The sequence below is a fragment of the Isoptericola hypogeus genome, from assembly GCF_039531145.1.
GTDB lineage: Bacteria > Actinomycetota > Actinomycetes > Actinomycetales > Cellulomonadaceae > Isoptericola > Isoptericola hypogeus.
Genome location: NZ_BAAAPM010000009.1, coordinates 67,686 through 85,491 on the forward strand (window position 1 = coordinate 67,686; position 17,806 = coordinate 85,491).

A 17,806-nucleotide genomic window follows, 5' to 3' on the forward strand; every position below is an offset into this window, starting at 1 on the left:
GTCCGCGCCGTCGCCGTCGGCCGGGAGCACGAGCATCGTGAGCCGCTCGAGGTCGGCCGCGGGCGTGTACCCGAGGAAGTAGCGCAGGTCCGGGCCGGGCGTGAGGAGGACGCCGTCCAGGCCTGCCGCCGCGGCCTGCTCTGCGGCTCGGCGGCGGCGGTCGGCGTAGACGTGCGGCGGGAAGGGAGTCATGACCTCAGCGTGCCACCGCGCCGTCGGACGGGCCGCCTCAGACGCGGACCACGATCTTCCCCCGCACGTGGCCGGACTCGCTGGCCCGGTGGGCGTCGGCGGCGTCGGCGAGGTCGAAGACCTGGGCCACCTCCACGGCGACCTGGCCGCCGTCGATCAGGGCACCGAGCGCCTCGAGGTCCGGGGTCGACGGTCGTACCCAGACGTACTGACCGCCGTGCGCGTCGCGGGCCGCCGGCTCGGTGATGGACGAGACGGTGCCGCCGGGCGCCAGGAGCGCGGCGCTGACGTCGACGGCGTCGCCGCCGACGTAGTCCAGCGCGACGTCGATCCCGTCCGGGGCGAGCGCGCGCACGCGGTCGGCCAGGCCGTCGCCGTAGGTGACGGGCTCGGCGCCGAGGCCGCGCAGGAAGTCGTGGTTGCGCTCGCTCGCCGTGCCGATGACGCGGGCGCCGAGCGACCGGGCGATCTGGACGGCGAACGCGCCGACGCCGCCCGCGGCGGCGTGCACCAGCACCGTCTGGCCCTCGCGGACCCCGGCGCGGCGGATCGTCTGGTAGGCCGTGAGCCCGGCGAGCGGGACGGCCGCCGCCTCCTCGAAGGTCAGCGACGCGGGCTTGCGCGCCAGCGTCCGCACCGGGGCGGCGACCAGCTCGGCGAACGTGCCGCCGTGCACCCAGTCCTTGCGCACGTAGCCGTAGACCTCGTCGCCCACCTCGTACTCGGGGGTGTCGAGGCCGACCTGCTCCACGACGCCCGCGACGTCCCAGCCGGGGATCACCGGGAACCGGGCGTCCATGAGCCCGTCCAGGTAGCCCTCGCGGACCTTCCAGTCCACCGGGTTGACCGACGCGGCGCGGACGCGGACGACGACGACGTCGGCGCCGACGTGCGGGTCCGGCTGCTCGGTGAGCTCGAGGACGTCGGCGCTGCCGTAGGTGCTGTAGGTGATGGCTCGCATGGTCGGCACAACCTGGCCGGGGCCGGTCTTCTTCCTCCCGGCCGTCTGTCATCCCGGGCGGGGCGCTACGCCGTGAGGCGGAACCGGGCGCGGTACTGCGCGGGGGTGGTGCCGAGCCGGCGCCGGAACGCGCGGGTCAGGGTGTCGGTGGTGCCGAACCCGCACGCGACGGCGACGCGCTCGAGGGTGTCGTCCGTGGTCTCGAGGTGCTGGCGTGCCACCTCGACGCGGACCGACTCGACGTACGCCGCCGGCGTGGCACCCAGCTCGGTCTTGAAGAGCCGGGTGAGCTGGCGCTCGCCGACGTGGGCCCGGGCCGCGAGGTCGGCGACCGTCAGCGGGTCGGCGAGGTGCCTCAGCACGTGGTGGCGCAGGTCGTCCACCCGGCGCGTGGTCGCGCGCGGGTCGGTCGCGACGGAGAACTGGCTCTGCCCGCCCGGTCGCTTGAGGTACATGACGAGCTGCCGTGCGGTCCGGAGCGCGACCTCCTGGCCCAGGTCGTCGGCGACCAGGGCCAGGGTCAGGTCCAGGCAGGCCGTGAGCCCCGCGCCCGTCCACAGATCGCCGTCGCGGATGAAGATCGGGTCGGGGTCGACGCGCACCTCGGGGTGCTCCGCGGCCAGCTGGGCCGCCGTCGACCAGTGTGTGGTGGCGCGCGCGCCGTCGAGCAGCCCGGCGTGGGCGAGCACGTGGGCGCCGACGCAGACCGAGGCGAGCCGACGAGTGCGTCCGGCCAGGTCACGGACACGGTCCGCCACGGCCGGGTCGACGACGGCCCGCACCTCGTGCCCGGGGCCGGTCTCGACCGCCCCGGGCACGATCAGCGTGTCGACCCGGCGGGTGGCGAGGGCGTCGAACGACGTGTCGGGCAGGACGCGGACGCCGGCCGAGGTCGTCACGGGATCGAGGGTCTCGGAGGCGAGCACGACCTCGTAACCTGCGGGCCCGTCGGTCTCCCGCTCGGCCAGGGACAGGACCTCCGCGGGGCCCGTGACGTCGAGCAGGTCCACGCCGTCGAAGAGCACGACGACCACGAGACGCGCGATCATGATGTCGGAAACTGCGGGTAGGACGACATTGCCGACACGATAGCGCGCTCGTAGCGTGGGGCAGCGTCGCCCGGAGCGGCACCCGAGACCCCTTGCGAAAGGACACCCATGACCAGCACGACCCCCAGCACGACGTTGCGCGAGCTCAGCGGCGCCGACGCGACCCCCGCCGACCTCGCGAGCTCGACCCTGATCCTCGTCGACTACCAGAACACCTACACGCGCGGCGTGATGGAGCTCCACGGCTGGGAGCCGGCGCTCGACGCGGCCGCCGGCCTGCTCGCCCGCGCCCGGGCGGCCGGCGCGACGGTGATCCACGTGCAGCACGACGGCGGCGCCGGGTCGCCGTACGACCTGGACGACGAGCTCGGGCAGATCCACCCGCGCGTCGCGCCGGCGCCCGGCGAGGCCGTGGTGACCAAGACGGCACCGGACTCGTTCCGGGGCACGGAGCTGGGCGACCTCGTGGACGCCGCCGGGCACACCGACGTCGTGGTCGTGGGCTTCATGACGCACATGTGCGTCGCCTTCACGTCCCAGGGTGCGGCGCTGCGGGGCAACCGGCCGACCGTGGTCGCGGACGCCTGCGCCACCCGACCGCTCGCGAGCTCCGTCGCGGAGGTGTCGGCCCAGCAGCTCCACCACGCGGCGCTCGCGACGGTCGCCGACGCGTACGGCGTCGTCGTGCGCGCCGCCCGCGACCTCGCCGGACAGGTCGGTTAGCGCCCGCTCACACCAGTACCTCGCCGTCGCGGGCGACGACGCGCCCGCCCGCGACGACGAGGGCGCGCCGCGGGGCGCGGACCACGGCGTCGGGCACGTTCTCGGCGTCGACGAGCACGACGTCGGCCGGCGCGCCGGGCACGAGGTCGTGCACCTCGCGGCCCACGAAGCGCGCGGCGTCGGACGACGCCACCCGCGCCGCGGTGACGAGGTCCTCGTCGTACCGCAGGCCGGACAGTCGGGCGAGCTGGGTGGTGAGGGCGAGCAGGTCGCCGGTGCCGTACGGCGACCACAGGTCGCGGATGCCGTCGGTGCCCAGGCCGACGGGCACGCCGGCGTCGCGCAGCGCGAGCAGCGGCAGGGGAGCGGCCCCGATCGGGGCCACCGTCGTCATGGTGATGCCCGCCTCGCCCATCGCCGCGATCAGGTCGGCCTGGCGCGACGCCGGGAGCTGGCCGACGGTGAAGCCGTGCGCCACGTTGACCCGGCCCTGGAGGCCGGCGCGCAGCGTGCGGTCGACCATGAGCTCGACCTGGAACGCGCCGAGGTCGCCGCCGTCGTGCAGGTGCACGTCGATGCCGACGCCGCGGCGTTCCGCGATGGCGAACAGGCCGTCGAGCTGGCCCACCGGGTCGCGGTCGATCGACGCCGGGTCGAGGCCACCGACGTGCTCGGCGCCGGCCGCCGCCGCCCGTTCGAGCAGCTCCAGCACGCCCGGCCGGCGCAGCACGCCGTCCTGCGGGAACGCGACGATCTCGGCGTGCACGGCGCCGTCCAGCACGGCGACCGCCTCGCGCACCACCTCGATGCCGCGCAGCCCGACGCCGAGGTCGACGTCCACGTGCGTGCGGAGGGCCGTCGTGCCGGTGCGGACCGACTCGCGCAGCACCGCGAGGGTCACGTCCACGCCGGGGATGCCGAGCTCGTCGCGGTGCGCGCGCTCGTGCGCGATGCGGCCCAGGACGCCGCCCTCGCCGCCGTAGCTCACCCACGGCTTGCCCCACCAGGACTTGTCCACGTGCGCGTGGGCGTTCACCAGGCCGGGGAGCGCGAGCAGGCCGCGCCCGTCGACCTGCCCGTCGACGGCTCCGTCCGTGCGGCCGGCAACCGCGGCCGGGTCGTGCGGGACGACGGCGGTGATGACGCCGTCCGCGACGTGCACGTCGCTGCGCTCGCCGCCCCAGGGTCGGACGTCGTGCAGGACGGTGACGGTGGTGCTGGTCATGAGGGTCCTTCCTCGTGGTCGCTGTCGGGGAGCGTGACCGGGACGACCGACTGCGGCCGGCCCGGGACGTGGATCTCGTACGACGTGTCCCTGCCGCCGAGGGCGGCATCGAGCGGGACGACCGTCATGCCGTCCCACGCGCCGTCCTGGGTGTAGCCGCCGGCGAGGACGCCGTGGGTCCGGCCCCGGCCGTCCTGCCAGGTGGTGACCGTCTCGTGGCGACGCTCGGTGGGGAGCACCGTCGAGCGGCCGCCGGGGGCGACGACCTCGATGCTCGGGCCGGAGCCCGCGTTGCCGAACGGTCCGTTGCCCGCGATGACCAGGGTGCCGTCGGCGGCCCGGGCCACGCCGTGCTGATGCGTGTCGGCCGTGAGCCTCGTCGTGGTCACCTCGCCGCTCTCGGGGTCGACGCGCGCGAGGGCGCGCCCCTGGTACGGCAGCAGGAGGTCCCCGCCGTCGTCGAGCACGGCGTAGTGCGGCTTCTCGAAGGAGGACAGCCCGCCCTCGGTGCCGAACGGCGCTACCTCGACGGGCCGGGCCGCGCCGGTCGCGGTGTCGACGACGGTCACCGTGAAGGCGTCGTGGTCGACCGTGTACACCTCGTCGCCGTCCGCGCTCACCAGGACGTCGAACGGGCGCAGGCCCACGGGGACCGATGAGACGACCTCGCCGGAGCCCGAGTCGAGCGTCTCCAGGAACGACTCGCTGCCCGTGCTCACCGCGACGTGCACCCGCTCGCCGTCGGGGGAGACCGCGAGGCCGAGCCCGCCCGGCCGGTACTCGCCGTACGCGACGCGGTCCGGGCGGTGCCGGTAGCGGAGCAGGTCGGTGCGCTCCCGGGTCGCGAGGTCCACCACCGCGACGCCCTCGGCGGTCGAGACGAACACGCGCCCCGTCCCCTCGTGCACCGCGACGTCCCACGGCGCCGCGCCGACCCGGATCCGGTCGACGACGGCGCTGCCCCGGCGGATCGCCGGGTCCACCACGGCGAGGCCGTCGCCGTCGGCCTGCGCGGCCAGGAGCAGCTGCGGGCTCGCCGGGGAACGGGTCGGGGCCGGCTCGGGGTCCTCGGCCGCCGGGGCCGGTGAGGTCGACGGGGTCGACGGGGCAGGTGCGGCAGGTGCGGCAGGTGGGGCCGGCGCGCAGGCGCCGAGGGCGAGCAGGACCGGGAGACCGAGCGCGGCGGCCCGGCCGCGCCACGGCCGGTGGGCGCGGGTCGGCGGCCGGGACGCGGGCATCGGCGAATGGTATGCCATTTGTGGATCCTCTCGAAAGGGACGGGACGGGCGGGCTGGCATCATGACGACCATGAGCAGCTCCCCGGCGCCCGGACCGGACGACGGCGCCGCCCGGTTCGAGCCGGAGTCGGCGCGCGTGGTCCGCATCGTGCGGGAGCAGATCGTCGACGGCGCGCGCGAGCCCGGCAGCCGCCTGGTCGAGCGTGACCTGGCCGCCGAGCTGGGCGTCAGCCGCATCCCGGTGCGCGACGCGCTGCGGGAGCTGGTCGCGGAGGGGCTCGTCACGCCGCGGCCGCGGAGCTGGGCCGTGGTGCGGACGTTCTCCCGGGCCGACGTCGCGCACCTCCTCCAGGTGCGCGAGGTGCTCGAGCCGTTGCACTTCGGGCTCGCCGCCGCGCGACGGTCCCCGGAGCAGCTCGCCGCCCTCACCGAGGCGTGGGAGCGGGAGGACGCCGCGGCCCGGGCCGGCGACGGCCCCGCTGCGCGGCGGGCCGGCGCCGACTTCCACGAGCGGGCGGTGGCGGCCGCCGGGAACCCCGTGCTGGCCGAGCTGCACGGGGTGACCGCGAGCCGGGTGCGGTGGCTCCTGGGCCAGCACACCGACCTCGCAGCCATGGCGGACGAGCACCGTGGCCTCCTGGACGCCGTGCGGGACGGTGACGCGGAGGCCGCGACCCGGCTCGCGCGCGAGCACCTGCGCACGAGCCGGGCCGCGGCCACCGAGCGCCGCGCCTGAGGCGGCGCCCCAGGCGCGTCAGCGCAGGCCGGTCAGCACCTCGAGCCCGGCCGCGGCGCACGACTCGTCGATCGCGCCGTCGGGCGCGCCGCCGACGCCGATCCCCGCGATCGAGGCGCCCGCGGCCCGCACCGGCACGCCGCCGGCCAGGAACATCGTGCCGGGCAGGTCGGCGATCGACGGACCGTGGTCGGCGACGCGGCCGGCGAGCTCGCTCGTCGGGGCGCCGAACGCCGCCGCCGTGTAGGCCTTCTGCCGGGCGGCCTCGAGCGTGTGCTCGGCCGCGTTGTCGCCGCGGAGCATCGCCTGCACCTGGCCGTTGCGGTCGACGACCGCCACGGTGACGAACGGGACGTCCTGCGCGTGGCACTCGGCCAGCGCGGCCTCGGCCGCCTTCGTGGCGCCTGCGACCGTGAGGCGGCGGACGTTCTGCACGTCGGGGCCGTCGCCGTGCTTGGCGGCGGTCTCGGCGACGGCGCCGGCGGCGGTTGCCGGGGCGTCGGCCTCCGCGCCCGGGGCGGTGAGCGTGGTCGTGGCGATGCCCGCTGCGGCGACCACACCGACGCCGGCGAGGGCGAGGGACAGCAGGCGGCGGCGAGGACGGCGGACGGTGGGGCTGTGCGTGTCGGTCATGGGTCCAGGCTCCGGCGCGGCGGGGTCCGGGCGCATCGGGCCGACGGCGCGGCGGGCCTCAACCGAACGGATGAGGCGCCCGGCTGGGCCGCGGGCTACCGTGGCGCGTCGTGCCGGTCTCTCTCACCCGCGGGGTGCACGTCGCGTTCGCCGCCCTCGTCGCGACGTCGGCGCTGCGCTACCTGACGAACCACGGCCCGGGCGGGCGGTGGTGGCTGGTCGTCGCCCTGGTGGCGGGCGTCGTGGCCGCGTACGCCGTGCTCGTGGCGCTCGCGCGCCGGCCGTCCGGGGCGGCTGCAGGGCGGTTGGTCCTGGGGCTGCTGCTGGCGGGGTGGAGCGTGCTGGTGCTCGTCGCGCCGAGCTTCGCGTGGTCGGCGATCCCGCTGTTCTTCGTGTGCCGCAGCCTCGTGCCCGTCCCCGGGGCGCACGTGCTCGTGGGCGCGGTGGCCGTCGTCACCGGCGTGGCACTGTTCCGTCTGTCCGGGGAGTCGGACTGGGCCGCGGGGGTCGGGCCGCTCGTCGTCGCGGCGCTCCTGAGCCTCGCCTACGACGCCATCGTGCGGCAGGCCGGCGAGCGCGTGCGTCTCCAGGAGGAGGTGGCGGTGCTCGCCGAGCGCGAGCGCGTGGCGCGGGAGATCCACGACACCGTCGCGCAGTCGCTGTCCTCGGCCCTGCTGCGCCTCGAGGCCGCCGACCAGCGCTGGGACGCGCCCCACGACGCCACCCGGGACGCCGCGCGCGAGGACGTGCGGCAGGCGGCGGTCGCCGTGCGGGGGAGCCTGGGGCAGACGCGCGAGCTGGTGCACGACCTCGTCGAGCCCGCGGCGGCTGTGGACGGCGTCGAGCCCGCGGACCTGGAGGCCGCGGTCCTGTCGGCCGCGCGCCGGCACGTGCCGGGCGCCGGGCTGACCGTGGTCGGAGACCCGGTCCCCGTCGGCGCCGACGTCGCGCACGCGCTGGCGCGGATCGCGCAGAGCGCGGTCGCGAACACCCACCGGCACGCGGGCCCGGCCCGGCTCGGGCTCACGCTCACGTACCTGCCCGGCGCGGTCGCGCTCGACGTCTTCGACGACGGCCGCGGCTTCGACGTCGACGCCGTCGCGTCCCGGTCGGCCGGCGCGACCGGCGGCTTCGGGCTGCGCGCCATGCGCCAGCGTGTGGAGCAGCTCGGTGGCACGATCACGGTGGAGAGTGCGCCGGGCGAGGGCACCGTCGTCGGCGTTCAGCTGCCGACCGCGAACGTGGGGGAGGACGGGACATGACCGGTCCCGACGGGCCGATCGGCGTGCTGCTGGTCGACGACCACCACGTCGTGCGCGCCGGGCTGCGCGCCCTGCTCGACTCCCAGCCCGACATCGAGGTCGTCGGGCAGGCGTCGTCGGGCGAGGAGGCGCTGGGCGAGGTGGCCCGTGCGGCGCCCGACGTCGTCGTCATGGACCTCGAGCTGGGCGAGGGGATGGACGGCGTGGCGGCGACCCGCGCGGTCCGGGCGGCACGCCCGAACCTCCCCGTGCTCGTCTTCAGCGCCTACGACACCGACGCCGACGTGGTGCGGGTCGTCGACGCCGGCGCCATCGGGTACGTGCTGAAGGACGCGCCGCCGGCGGAGATCTTCGCGGCCGTGCGCGGGGCCGTCGCGGGCCACAGCGTGCTCTCGCCTCCCGTCGCGTCGCGGCTGCTGCAGCAGACGCGGAACCCCGCGGGCGCCCTGACCCCGCGCGAGGCGGAGCTGCTCACCCTGCTCGCCCAGGGGCTGAGCAACCGGGAGCTCGGGCGCCGGCTGTTCATCTCGGAGGCCACCGTCAAGACCCACCTGGTGCACGTGTACGCGAAGCTCGGCGTCGACTCGCGGGCGGCGGCCGTGGCGCACGCCCTCCGCGGGCAGACGGTGCGCTGAGCGACCTCCACCTCAACCGGCCGCCGTCCGGCCGCGCGGCTCAGCGCTCGACGACGACGTCCCCGAGGCTCTTGTCGTCGCGCCAGCCGCGCCACACGGAGTGCCGCAGTCGCGGCGGGTCGCTCTCGGAGGGGTTCGTGGGGTCGCTCGTCCAGTCGCCGTAGGTCACCTCCGCGACCCGGTCCGGCGCGGCCCACCGGGCGTGCGCCGCCTCCGTGCGGGGGACGCCGTCGAGCGGCGCGTCGTCGACGGGCCGCAGCCGGCGGACCACGTCCCGCCGGTCCGCCTCCTTGAAGCCCGTCCCCACCTTGCCCACGTAGCGCAGCACGCCGTCGTCGTCGGGCACCGCCAGCAGCAACGAGCCGGCCACGCGGGGGTCCTCGCGACCCGTGCCGGCGTGCAGCGGCCGCCAGCCCACGACCACGACCTCCTGGGTGCGGGCGTGCTTGATCTTCAGCCAGTCGCGCGAGCGCCGCCCCGGGGCGTACTCCGACCGACGCCGCTTGGCCACCACCCCCTCGAGGCGCATGAGCCGCGACGTCTCCAGCGCCTCGGCGAGGCCGCCGTCCAGGGCGTCGGGCACGTGCACCGGGCGGCGCGGCGTCACGACCCGGGCCAGCTCGGCCCGGCGCTCGGCGTAGGGCTGGTCGGTGACAGGCCGCCCGCCGACGATCAGCGCGTCGAACAGCACGAGGTCGACGGCCACCCGCCTCCGCGCCTTCTCGACGTCGCGCGGCTTGACGAGGCCTGCGCGCTGCTGCAGCCGGCGGAACTCGGGCCGCCCCCCGGAGTCGAGGGCGACCACCTCGCCGTCGAGCACGAGGGGCAGGTCGTCGGCGGACACCATCGCCGCGAGCGCCTGGAGCTCCGGGAACGTGGGCGTGAGGTCCTGTCCCGAGCGCGACGTGAGCCGGACCGCCCGGTCGCCGCCGGGCTCGGGCTCGTCGACCTGGACGACCGCGCGGAAGCCGTCCCACTTCACCTCGAACGCCCAGTCCTCCGGGCCCAGGCGCGCCACCGCGGCGGGCGGGGCGGTCGTGGCGAGCATCGGCAGCGGGGCGGGGGCGGGCGGTTTGGCGCGCGGTTCGGCGCGTGCGGGCTCCGCCGCGGGCGGCGCGTCGGGGTCGCCCGGGTGGGCCCCCCGGTCCTCGGGCCGCTCCGCGTCGCCGGGCTGGGACTTGGTGCGGTGGATCAGCCACGAGTTCTCGTCGCCGTCGCGGCCGCCGGTGCGGATGAGCGCGAGGCGCCGCGACCCGCGGCGCTCGCTGTGCAGCGTGACGATGACCTCCTCGCCGTCGCGCCACTTCTCCAGCTCATAGGTGCCGGCGTCCCAGATCGTCACCTCGCCGCCGCCGTACTCGCCGGCCGGGATCGTGCCCTCGAACGACCCGTACTCCAGCGGGTGGTCCTCGGTCTGCACCGCCAGGTGGTTCTGCGCGGGGTCGGTCGGCTCGCCCCTCGGCAGCGCCCAGCTCACCAGGACGCCGTCGTGCTCGAGCCGGAAGTCCCAGTGCAGCCGGCGGGCGTGGTGCTCCTGGACGACGAACGTCGGGTCGCCGGCCTCGGGCGCGGGGGAGTCGGGGGAGCCGGGGCCGAAGGGTTCCGGCGTCTTCCCCGGGTCGCGCTTGGCGCGGTAGGTCTCGAGCCGCTCGAACGTCGCCATCCGCTCCGGCGTGGGCTCGAGCTGGGCGAGATGGCCCTGGACGAGGGGGGCGAGCAGGTCGCCGTCGCGCTCGAGGCGCTCCAGCACCTCGGTCCAGTCGAGGTGGCGCAGGCCGGGGTCGTCGAGCTCCTCCCACGTGCGGGGCGCGGCGACGGTCGGGTGGTCGCGCCCGCGCAGGGAGTAGGGCGCGATCGTCGTCTTGGCGCCGTTGTTCTGCGACCAGTCGACCAGCACCTTGCCGGCGCGCAGCGCCTTCTTCATGTCGCTCACGACGAGGTCGGGATGCTCCGACTCGAGGTGCCGCGCGAGCTCCTTCGCCACGGCCGAGACGGCGTCGGACGTCAGGTCGCCGGTCTCGCCGGTGAGCGCCGCGTACAGGTGGATCCCCTTGGACCCGCTGGTCACCGGGAACGGCTCCAGGCCCATCCCGACGAGGATGTCGCGGGCCAGGCGCGCGACCTCGGCGCACTCGGGCAGGCCCGCGCCCGGCCCGGGGTCGAGGTCCAGCACCAGGCGGTCCGGGGGCAGGGGGGTTCCGGTGCGCCCGAACTGCCACTGCGGCACGTGGACCTCCAGCGTCGCCGTCTGGCCGAGCCACGTGAGGGTGGCCAGGTCGTTCACGAGCACGTAGTCGTTGGTCGAGGTCCGGTGCTTGATCGACCGGCGCCGCACCCAGGACGGCGTGGAGGCGTCGAGGTTCTTCTGGAAGAACATCTGCCCCGCCACGCCGTCCGGCCAGCGCTTGCGCGTGGCGGGGCGGTTCGCGGCGTGCGGCAGCAGGGCGGGCGCGACCTGGGCCAGGTAGTGCAGCACCTCGCCCTTCGTGGTGCCCGTGGCCGGGTAGTACACCTTGTCGAGGTTGGTGAGCTGCAGGCGCCGGCCCTCGACGGACACGGTCTGCGGCGGGCCCGACGACGACCGCGACGAGGATCGAGGCATGGGCCCATCGTCGCGTCCCGCGCCCCGCGCCGCACCAGCGCCGTCCCGCACCGGCGCCCTAGGGTGACGGCGTGACCGACGCCTATCTCTCCTCCCTGTTCTCGCTGGACGGCCGCGTGGCCGTCGTGACCGGGGGCAGCTCCGGCATCGGACGCGCGATCGCCGGGGCGCTCGCCCGGGCCGGGGCGAGCGTCGTCGTCGTCGCCCGCCGGGAGGCCGAGCTGGCGGAGACCGCCCGCGAGCTCGCCGCCGACGGGTGCCGCGCCGCGTGGGTGAGCGCCGACCTGTCGACGCGCGACGGCGTGCGCGCCGCGGCCGACGACGCGGCCGCGGCGTTCGGCGAGCCGGACGTCCTGGTCTGCTCCGCGGGCATCAACCTGCGCCCCCCGATGGGCGAGCTCGACGACGCGACGTGGGACGTCACGATGGCGGTCAACCTCGAGGCGCCGTTCCTGCTGGGCCGGCGGTTCGGCCCGGGCATGGCCGAGCGGGGGTACGGGCGGATCGTGCACGTGTCGTCCCAGCAGGCGCACCGCGCGTTCGCCACGTCCGGCGCCTACGGCGTCTCGAAGGGTGCGCTCGAGTCGCTGGCCCGTTCGCAGGCCGAGGCGTGGTCGGGCCGCGGCGTGACGGTCAACACGCTCGTGCCCGGGTTCGTGCCGACGCCGCTCAACGCGGCGCTGTCGTCCGACCCCGAGCGCGTGGCGGCGCTCGCGGCCCGCACCCTGGTGGGCCGCAACGGGCGCGCGGAGGACTTCGCCGGCGCCGCCGTCTTCCTCGCGAGCGCGGCGTCGGCGTACGTCACCGGGCAGTCGGTCTTCGTGGACGGCGGGTTCTCCGCGCACTGAGCCCTCACCCCCGGGGGGTATGCTGCCGGCCATGACCCTCGAGCTGACCGACGACCTCGCGCGCCCCGCCACCCTCACGATGTACGGGGCGCAGTGGTGCGGCGACTGCCGCCGCGCCAAGCGCGTGCTGGACGCCCGCGGCACCGCGTACGTGAACGTGGACCTCGCGGCCGACCCCACCCGGGCCGACCACGCAGAAGCGATCAGCGGCCGCAAGAACATCCCCGTGGTCGTGTTCCCCGACGGGGACTTCCTCGTCGAGCCGACCGACGCCGAGCTCACGGCGAAGCTGGACGACGCCGGGCTCTGAGCCCTCCGGCACGCGAACCCGTGACCTCCGGCACGGTCGGGGGGGCGGGCTCGTGTCCTAGCGTGGTGGCGTGCGACGGCCCGGAGCGGAGACGGCGGCGGGGCTCGCCACGCTCGGCGTGTGCGTGGCGATCCTCGTGCTCGTGCCGTTCTTCGTCGAGCCCGTGTCGTTCCTGGTGCCCGTGTGGGCGTGGGGTGCGGGGGCGCTCGCCTACGTCCTGGTGACGGCGGCTGCGGTGCTGCAGCCGCGCGACAGCGGACGCGCGATCGCCGGCGTGGTGGCGCAGACGCTGCTCGCGGGCGGGCTGGTGATCGGCGTTCCGGGCGCGGGATGGCTGCCCATCCTGCTCGTCTTCGGCGCCGCGACGACTACCTACCTGGTGCCCTGGTGGATGACGGCGCTCGTGATCCTCGCGAACTCGCTCGCCCTGGGGGTCTCCACGGTGCTCGCCGCCGGGCAGCGCGGCGACGCCGTCGTGCCGTGGGAGGTCGTGCTGGGCGTCGGCCTGTACCTGCTGCTCCAGGTGGCGTCGGCCTTCGTGAGCGCTGCCCTCCAGCGCGAGCAGCGGATGCGCGCCGAGCTGTCGGTGGCGCACGCCGAGCTCGCCGCCGCGGCCGTGCTGCGCGACGAGTCGAGCCGCGCCTCCGAACGGCTGCGGATCGCCCGCGAGCTGCACGACCTGCTCGGCCACCAGCTCACCGTGCTGACCCTCGAGCTCGAGTCGGCCACCCACCGCACCGGCGACGAGCAGGCGGCGCACGTGGCACGCGCCCGCGGCGTGGCGCGCGACCTCCTGGGCGACGTGCGAGCCACCGTGGGCGAGCTGCGCCGACGCGCCCCGGACCTGCGCGAGGCGCTGGAAGCCGTCGCCGCGGCCGTGCCGCACCCGCGCGTGGAGGTCGCCGTCGCCGACGACGTCAGCGCGGACGAGGAGCAGACCGCGGCCCTGGTCCGGGTCGCGCAGGAGGCGGTGACCAACGCCGTGCGGCACGCGGAGGGCGCGTCGGTGCTGCGGATCGAGGTGGCAGTCGCGGACGGCGCGCTGACGCTCGTGGCCCAGGACGACGGGTACGCGGTCGGTACCGTGCGTCCGGGGCACGGGCTGCAGGGCGTCACGGAGCGGCTCGCCGCGCTCGGGGGCGCCGTCCGGTTCGACGGCGGGGCAGGGTTTCGGCTCGAGGCGTCGCTGCCCGCGCGGGTGGTGTCGTGACGGCGGCCGGGCTCGATGCCCCGCCGGGCCGGGCGCTGCGGGTGGTCCTCGTCGACGACCAGACGCTCGTGCGCCAGGGCATCCGGAGCCTGCTCGAGATCGCCGGCGGCGTCGAGGTCGTCGCCGAGGCGGACGACGGCGAGGCCGGGCTCGCCGCGGTCGCGCGGCACGCGCCCGACGTCGCGCTGCTCGACCTGCGCATGCCGGGCCGCGACGGGTTGTGGGTGCTGGACGAGCTGCGGCGCCGCGGCCTCGACGTCCCGGTGCTCGTGCTCACGACGTTCGACGACGACGAGCTGGTGCTGCGCGCGCTGCGCGGCGGCGCGCAGGGCTACCTGCTCAAGGACGTCACGGTCGAGCAGCTCTCGCACGCCGTCCGTGCCCTCGCCGGGGGAGGGACGTTCGTCCAGCCGGCCGTGACCGCCCGCCTGCTGCGCGCGGTCCGGTCGTCGGCGGTCGGCGGCTCGCCCGCCACGGACGAGGCGCACGTCCAGCGCCTCACGGAGCGGGAGACCCAGGTGCTGCGCCTCATGGCCGAGGGTTGCTCGAACCGCGAGATCGCCGAGGTGCTCTTCCTCGCCGAGGGGACCGTGAAGAACCACGTGTCGCAGGTGCTGCTCAAGCTGGACACGCGGGACCGCACCCGCGCCGTCCTGCGTGCGCTGCACCACGGGCTGCTCGCCTGAGCGCCCCGCGGAGGCGCAGCTTCCCAGGGTTCTCCCAGGCCGCCTTCCTAGGTTCGCAAGGGTGAGCCCGAACGCCTCCGCGGGACCTGCCGACACTCAGGCCGCCGTCGTCCCTCGCGACCTGCCCGAGGAGCTGCGGCAGCTCATGCTGCTGAGCAAGTTCGCGATCGACGAGGTCATGACGAAGGTCTCGATCCTGCGCGACGAGCTGTTCTTCTCGCGTGGCCACAACCCGATCGAGCACGTCAGCTCGCGGCTCAAGTCGCCGGCGTCGATCGCCGAGAAGGCGCAGCGCAAGGGCGTGCCGCTCACCCGAGACGGGTTGCGCGACCACGTGCGCGACATCGCCGGCGTGCGCGTGACCTGCGGTTTCGTGTCCGACATCCACCGCGTGCGGGACATGATCCTGCGCCAGCGCGACCTCACGGTGATCGAGGAGCGCGACTACATCGCGGCCCCCAAGGCGAACGGGTACAAGAGCCTGCACCTGATCGTCCAGGTGCCGGTCTTCCTGTCCGACCGGGTGGAGGACGTCGTCGTCGAGATCCAGCTGCGCACCATCGCCATGGACTTCTGGGCGAGCCTCGAGCACAAGATCTACTACAAGTTCGACGGGGAGGTGCCGCGGCACCTCACGGACTCGCTCAAGCTCGCCGCCGACGTCGCCTGGTCGCTGGACACCTCCATGGAGCGCATCCACGACGAGCTGCACGGCCCCCTCGACGGCGTGCCCGCCGCGTCCCCGGGCGAGGTCGCGGCAGCGGCGCAGGCGTCGGCGCAGGTCTCGGCGTCCGTCCTCGCGCAGATCGAGGCGCTCGTCCCGGACGACGGCCCGCGTGGCCGATACTCGGGGGTGTGGAACTCCCTGTCTTCTGGTCCGTCGTCCTGATCGTCGCGGCCGTCTGGAACCTCGTCGTCTGGCCGCAGTTCTGGCGCCGCGTCACCAAGGACCCGCGCGCCCGGGACGACGCCGGCCGGCCCACCCGCTTCTACACCGTGCACGCGGTGCTGGTCGGCGTGTCGGTCGCGCTCGCCGTGCTCGTCGGCGTGGTCGGGGTGCTCGCGCTGGTCTCCTGAGCCCGCTCAGCGCTGCAGGTCGAGGCGCGTGACCCAGAACTCGGTGGTCGGCTCCTGGGGCGAGGTGAAGCGCGCGTTGGGCAGGTAGAGGCCGCCCGCGAACCATGCGAGCGTGGTCGGCACGTCGAGGTCGGGGTCGGTGAGCTCGGCGACGACGGCGCCGCGGGCGCCGGGGCGGTCGAGCCGGACGACGGCGACGAGGTTCAGCTGGTTGCGCACCACGAACAGCGTGCGGCCCAGCAGCAGCATCCCGTCGCCCGCGGTGAGGGCGGCGTCGCCGCCGTCGGACCCGAGGTCCACGACCGTGGTGTCGCCGGTGGCGGGGTCGACCCGGTGCAGCAGGCCCGTCGTGGAGTTCACCACGAGCAGCGCCCGGCCGTCGGGGGTGGTCGTGATGCCGTTGGCGTTGAACCCCTCGACCTGCTCCCACGCGCCGCCGAGCTCGATCGTCTCGGCCGCGTCAGGCAGCGCGCCGTGGCGGCCCAGCGGCAGACGGTAGAGCACGGCCTGCTGCGAGTCGGTGAACCAGGCCGCGTGCCGCGTGAGCACGACGTCGTTGACGAAGCTCGGCTCCGTGCCCGGCGACGCGGCGAGCGGGAAGTCGGCCAGCAGGTCCCCGGTGCGCGCGTCGACGACCCGGGCGGTGCCGGTCGGTCCGCCCGCGACGAAGAGCCGCCCGCGCCGGTCGATCTTCAGGCCTACGGACGGCGTCCCCGGTCCCTCGGCGACCACCTCGCCCCTGCCGGTGAGAAGGTTCGCGCGGTAGATGTCGCCGTCGGCGCGCGAACCGAACCAGGCCCAGGGGCCGAGGCCCGTGGCGATGCCCTCGGGCAGGAAGCCGTCCGGGAGCTCGATCCGGTCCGGCATCCAGCCCTTGCCCTGCTGGGTGGGCGTCGACGTGGTCGCTGCGGTGGTCGCCGCGCCGGGCGTCGCCGCCGCAGCCGGAGCGGCCGCCAGCGCGACGAGCGCGGTCATGGCCAGGGCGAGCGCTGGCGCCCGCCCCGTGAGTCGTCGGAACATGGTGGGACCTCGCTTCGTCGTCGAGTCGAACACGTCGAACCGTCGTCGCCACGCTACGACCGGCGCCGCGCGCTCACGAGGGGGCGTTCCGGCCCCGCGACGGCCTCACTCGGGGCCGTACCGCTCCGTCAGGTGCTCCCGGCCGGCCGGCGGCTCGTACGGCTCGGGCCAGTACTCCGTGACCCGGACGATCAGCCCGTCGGGGGACACCTCCAGCCACGCGCTGGCGTCCTGGTGCTCGTCGCCGACGCTGCCGTCCACCCAAGCGGCCGCGTACGGGCCGTCGGCGACGACACGACGGATGCGAAGGTGCCAGTCGCCGGGGTACTCCTGGTTGAACTGCAGGTAGCGATCTCGCCCCGAGATGCGTTCGCGGCTCTGCGGCATCTCGTAGACCACGCCCGGGTCCAGGAGCGCGACGACGGCGGACCAGTCGCGGCGCTCGATCGCCTCGTAGAAGGTGCGGGTGACCTGGCGTGTGACTGCCGTGTCCATGGTGGCGAGGGTAGCCGCGGCCCCCGACATGTCGAGGTGCAACTGAGGTCGCTTCAGAAACGACGGCGGTCTTATGCCAACTTGTACGCTCCTCTGACGTGGTGCGTTGGTGGGTTGAGACCGCCACCGATTCTGGTGCCGGTCAGAATCGGGATCTGGATGTTCGAAACCTCTACTGGTCCGCCTGTGAAGCACCCTGCAGTCCGGCCTTCGCGGCCACGGCGAACAGCGGCGCCGCGGGGTCGAACGGAGCGCCCGTCAGGTCGCCCAGGATCTCGACGTCGGCGAGACCTGCGGCCGCCAGCTCGGTGGTCAGTTCGGCGGGCGTGAAGTAGCGGACCCAGGTGCAGAAGATGCGGGTCCGGCCCGCCTCGACGATCTCATACCGGTCCAGGGAGACCCGCTCGTCCTCGTACCGGTGAGTGTTCAGGAAGCCGAAATAGGGCTCGGCGGACCAGAACCCGTCCATGAGGTCGGGCGCGTAGGTCGCTCGCTCGACCACGGCGTCGAAGACGGGCGAGTGGTCGACGTCGAAGACGAACGTCCCACCCGGTGCGAGGTGCGTGCGGACCGTCCCGAGGAGGACTTGCCGAGCCTCGGGCGCGAGTGCGCAGTAGTCGCGCATCACCATGATGATCAGGTCGTAGCGGGCGTCGTCCCGGTAGTCGAGATAGTCCTGATGCAGGTAGCGCACCGACAGCCCTTCTGCGTGCGCGAGGGATCGGGCATGGTCCAGGGACCGCGTCGACAGGTCGAGGCCCGTCACCGATGCGCCCGTGCGCGCGAGCCGTGTCGTGTACAGCCCCGGTCCGCACCCGAAGTCGGCCACCGAGGTGCCCTCGCCGACGTCGAACCGGTCGATGAGCCAGGCGGCAACGCGCTCGAGATAGTCCGCGCGATAGGA

20 protein-coding genes are annotated in these 17,806 nt (G+C 75.3%); 10 read left to right on the forward strand and 10 right to left on the reverse strand.

Going from position 1 to position 17,806, the window contains the following annotated elements; genetic code table 11:
* From ABD254_RS18305 to ABD254_RS18315, 3 genes are all read right to left on the reverse strand, one after another.
* Nucleotides 1-192, reverse strand: a 192-nt coding sequence (locus ABD254_RS18305) for an aminopeptidase P family N-terminal domain-containing protein (RefSeq protein ID WP_344250156.1), incomplete at its 3' end; no start/stop codon positions are given.
* A gap of 37 nt (nt 193-229) precedes the next feature.
* Nucleotides 230-1,153: an NADP-dependent oxidoreductase gene (locus ABD254_RS18310; RefSeq protein ID WP_344250157.1), complete on the reverse strand. Its 924-nt coding sequence runs from the start codon at nt 1,151-1,153 to the stop codon at nt 230-232.
* Nucleotides 1,154-1,218: 65 nt separating this feature from the next.
* Complete coding sequence (locus tag ABD254_RS18315) at nt 1,219-2,202, reverse strand: GlxA family transcriptional regulator (protein ID WP_344250158.1); 984 nt, start codon at nt 2,200-2,202, stop codon at nt 1,219-1,221.
* Nucleotides 2,203-2,310: 108 nt separating this feature from the next.
* Between ABD254_RS18315 and ABD254_RS18320 the strand changes: the two genes are divergently transcribed.
* Nucleotides 2,311-2,925 (forward strand): isochorismatase family protein, encoded by a 615-nt coding sequence (locus ABD254_RS18320; protein WP_344250159.1) that lies wholly within the window; start codon nt 2,311-2,313, stop codon nt 2,923-2,925.
* 7 nt (nt 2,926-2,932) lie between these two features.
* Here ABD254_RS18320 and ABD254_RS18325 read toward each other — a convergent pair whose 3' ends face one another.
* Nucleotides 2,933-4,150, reverse strand: a complete 1,218-nt coding sequence (locus ABD254_RS18325; RefSeq protein ID WP_344250160.1) for an amidohydrolase — start codon at nt 4,148-4,150, stop codon at nt 2,933-2,935.
* A complete protein-coding gene (locus ABD254_RS18330; protein ID WP_344250161.1) occupies nt 4,147-5,388 on the reverse strand; it encodes a YncE family protein in 1,242 nt (413 codons plus the stop codon). Before ABD254_RS18330 ends, ABD254_RS18325 begins: the two co-directional genes overlap by 4 nt.
* A gap of 70 nt (nt 5,389-5,458) precedes the next feature.
* Between ABD254_RS18330 and ABD254_RS18335 the strand changes: the two genes are divergently transcribed.
* On the forward strand, nt 5,459-6,124 hold the full coding sequence (locus ABD254_RS18335) for a GntR family transcriptional regulator (protein WP_344250162.1): 666 nt from the start codon (nt 5,459-5,461) through the stop codon (nt 6,122-6,124).
* Between the two features lie 18 nt (nt 6,125-6,142).
* On the opposite strand, the gene ABD254_RS18340 is transcribed toward ABD254_RS18335, so the two are convergent.
* Nucleotides 6,143-6,757, reverse strand: a complete 615-nt coding sequence (locus ABD254_RS18340) for a GlcG/HbpS family heme-binding protein (protein ID WP_344250163.1) — start codon at nt 6,755-6,757, stop codon at nt 6,143-6,145.
* A gap of 110 nt (nt 6,758-6,867) precedes the next feature.
* On the opposite strand from ABD254_RS18340, the gene ABD254_RS18345 reads away from it, so the two are divergent.
* Nucleotides 6,868-8,019 carry a sensor histidine kinase gene (locus ABD254_RS18345; RefSeq protein WP_344250164.1) on the forward strand — a complete coding sequence of 384 codons (1,152 nt, stop codon included), beginning with the start codon at nt 6,868-6,870 and terminating at the stop codon, nt 8,017-8,019.
* Nucleotides 8,016-8,654, forward strand: coding sequence for a response regulator (locus ABD254_RS18350; RefSeq protein WP_344250165.1), 639 nt, complete (start codon nt 8,016-8,018; stop codon nt 8,652-8,654). The genes ABD254_RS18345 and ABD254_RS18350 overlap by 4 nt, the downstream gene beginning before the upstream one ends.
* 40 nt (nt 8,655-8,694) lie before the next feature.
* On the opposite strand, the gene ABD254_RS18355 is transcribed toward ABD254_RS18350, so the two are convergent.
* Nucleotides 8,695-11,256 (reverse strand): ATP-dependent DNA ligase, encoded by a 2,562-nt coding sequence (locus ABD254_RS18355; protein ID WP_344250167.1) that lies wholly within the window; start codon nt 11,254-11,256, stop codon nt 8,695-8,697.
* Between the two features lie 71 nt (nt 11,257-11,327).
* Here ABD254_RS18355 and ABD254_RS18360 point away from each other — a divergent pair, with 71 nt between their 5' ends.
* The 6 genes from ABD254_RS18360 to ABD254_RS18385 all read left to right on the forward strand — a co-directional run bounded on the left by ABD254_RS18360 (nt 11,328) and on the right by ABD254_RS18385 (nt 15,387).
* Nucleotides 11,328-12,104 carry an SDR family NAD(P)-dependent oxidoreductase gene (locus ABD254_RS18360; protein WP_344250169.1) on the forward strand — a complete coding sequence of 259 codons (777 nt, stop codon included), beginning with the start codon at nt 11,328-11,330 and terminating at the stop codon, nt 12,102-12,104.
* Between the two features lie 31 nt (nt 12,105-12,135).
* On the forward strand, nt 12,136-12,414 hold the full coding sequence (locus tag ABD254_RS18365) for a glutaredoxin family protein (RefSeq protein ID WP_344250171.1): 279 nt from the start codon (nt 12,136-12,138) through the stop codon (nt 12,412-12,414).
* A gap of 70 nt (nt 12,415-12,484) precedes the next feature.
* Nucleotides 12,485-13,624, forward strand: a complete 1,140-nt coding sequence (locus ABD254_RS18370; protein WP_344250173.1) for a sensor histidine kinase — start codon at nt 12,485-12,487, stop codon at nt 13,622-13,624.
* Nucleotides 13,621-14,310 carry a response regulator gene (locus ABD254_RS18375; RefSeq protein ID WP_344250175.1) on the forward strand — a complete coding sequence of 230 codons (690 nt, stop codon included), beginning with the start codon at nt 13,621-13,623 and terminating at the stop codon, nt 14,308-14,310. Before ABD254_RS18370 ends, ABD254_RS18375 begins: the two co-directional genes overlap by 4 nt.
* Nucleotides 14,311-14,371: 61 nt before the next feature.
* A complete protein-coding gene (locus ABD254_RS18380; protein ID WP_344250177.1) occupies nt 14,372-15,199 on the forward strand; it encodes a GTP pyrophosphokinase in 828 nt (275 codons plus the stop codon).
* The gene (locus ABD254_RS18385) at nt 15,166-15,387 is read left to right on the forward strand and encodes an SCO4848 family membrane protein (protein ID WP_344250178.1); all 222 of its coding nucleotides are present in this window, start codon (nt 15,166-15,168) and stop codon (nt 15,385-15,387) included. Before ABD254_RS18380 ends, ABD254_RS18385 begins: the two co-directional genes overlap by 34 nt.
* Nucleotides 15,388-15,393: 6 nt before the next feature.
* Here the strand turns inward: ABD254_RS18385 and ABD254_RS18390 are convergent, their stop codons facing one another.
* The 3 genes from ABD254_RS18390 to ABD254_RS18400 form a co-directional block, all read right to left on the reverse strand.
* On the reverse strand, nt 15,394-16,407 hold the full coding sequence (locus tag ABD254_RS18390) for an SMP-30/gluconolactonase/LRE family protein (RefSeq protein ID WP_344250180.1): 1,014 nt from the start codon (nt 16,405-16,407) through the stop codon (nt 15,394-15,396).
* Between the two features lie 105 nt (nt 16,408-16,512).
* The gene (locus ABD254_RS18395; RefSeq protein WP_344250182.1) at nt 16,513-16,902 is read right to left on the reverse strand and encodes a nuclear transport factor 2 family protein; all 390 of its coding nucleotides are present in this window, start codon (nt 16,900-16,902) and stop codon (nt 16,513-16,515) included.
* 172 nt (nt 16,903-17,074) lie between these two features.
* A partial coding sequence (locus ABD254_RS18400) for an SAM-dependent methyltransferase (protein WP_344250184.1) occupies nt 17,075-17,806 on the reverse strand: 732 nt, incomplete at its 5' end.

Excerpts from the sequence above, each read along its gene's own strand:
- ABD254_RS18310 (WP_344250157.1), bottom strand. The coding sequence starts at position 1,153 with ATGCGAGCCATCACCTACAGCACCTACGGCAGCGCCGACGTCCTCGAG.
- ABD254_RS18315 (WP_344250158.1), bottom strand. The coding sequence starts at position 2,202 with ATGATCGCGCGTCTCGTGGTCGTCGTGCTCTTCGACGGCGTGGACCTG.
- ABD254_RS18320 (WP_344250159.1), top strand. The coding sequence starts at position 2,311 with ATGACCAGCACGACCCCCAGCACGACGTTGCGCGAGCTCAGCGGCGCC.
- ABD254_RS18325 (WP_344250160.1), bottom strand. The coding sequence starts at position 4,150 with ATGACCAGCACCACCGTCACCGTCCTGCACGACGTCCGACCCTGGGGC.
- ABD254_RS18330 (WP_344250161.1), bottom strand. The coding sequence starts at position 5,388 with ATGCCCGCGTCCCGGCCGCCGACCCGCGCCCACCGGCCGTGGCGCGGC.
- ABD254_RS18335 (WP_344250162.1), top strand. The coding sequence starts at position 5,459 with ATGAGCAGCTCCCCGGCGCCCGGACCGGACGACGGCGCCGCCCGGTTC.
- ABD254_RS18340 (WP_344250163.1), bottom strand. The coding sequence starts at position 6,757 with ATGACCGACACGCACAGCCCCACCGTCCGCCGTCCTCGCCGCCGCCTG.
- ABD254_RS18350 (WP_344250165.1), top strand. The coding sequence starts at position 8,016 with ATGACCGGTCCCGACGGGCCGATCGGCGTGCTGCTGGTCGACGACCAC.
- ABD254_RS18355 (WP_344250167.1), bottom strand. The coding sequence starts at position 11,256 with ATGCCTCGATCCTCGTCGCGGTCGTCGTCGGGCCCGCCGCAGACCGTG.
- ABD254_RS18365 (WP_344250171.1), top strand. The coding sequence starts at position 12,136 with ATGACCCTCGAGCTGACCGACGACCTCGCGCGCCCCGCCACCCTCACG.
- ABD254_RS18390 (WP_344250180.1), bottom strand. The coding sequence starts at position 16,407 with ATGTTCCGACGACTCACGGGGCGGGCGCCAGCGCTCGCCCTGGCCATG.
- ABD254_RS18395 (WP_344250182.1), bottom strand. The coding sequence starts at position 16,902 with ATGGACACGGCAGTCACACGCCAGGTCACCCGCACCTTCTACGAGGCG.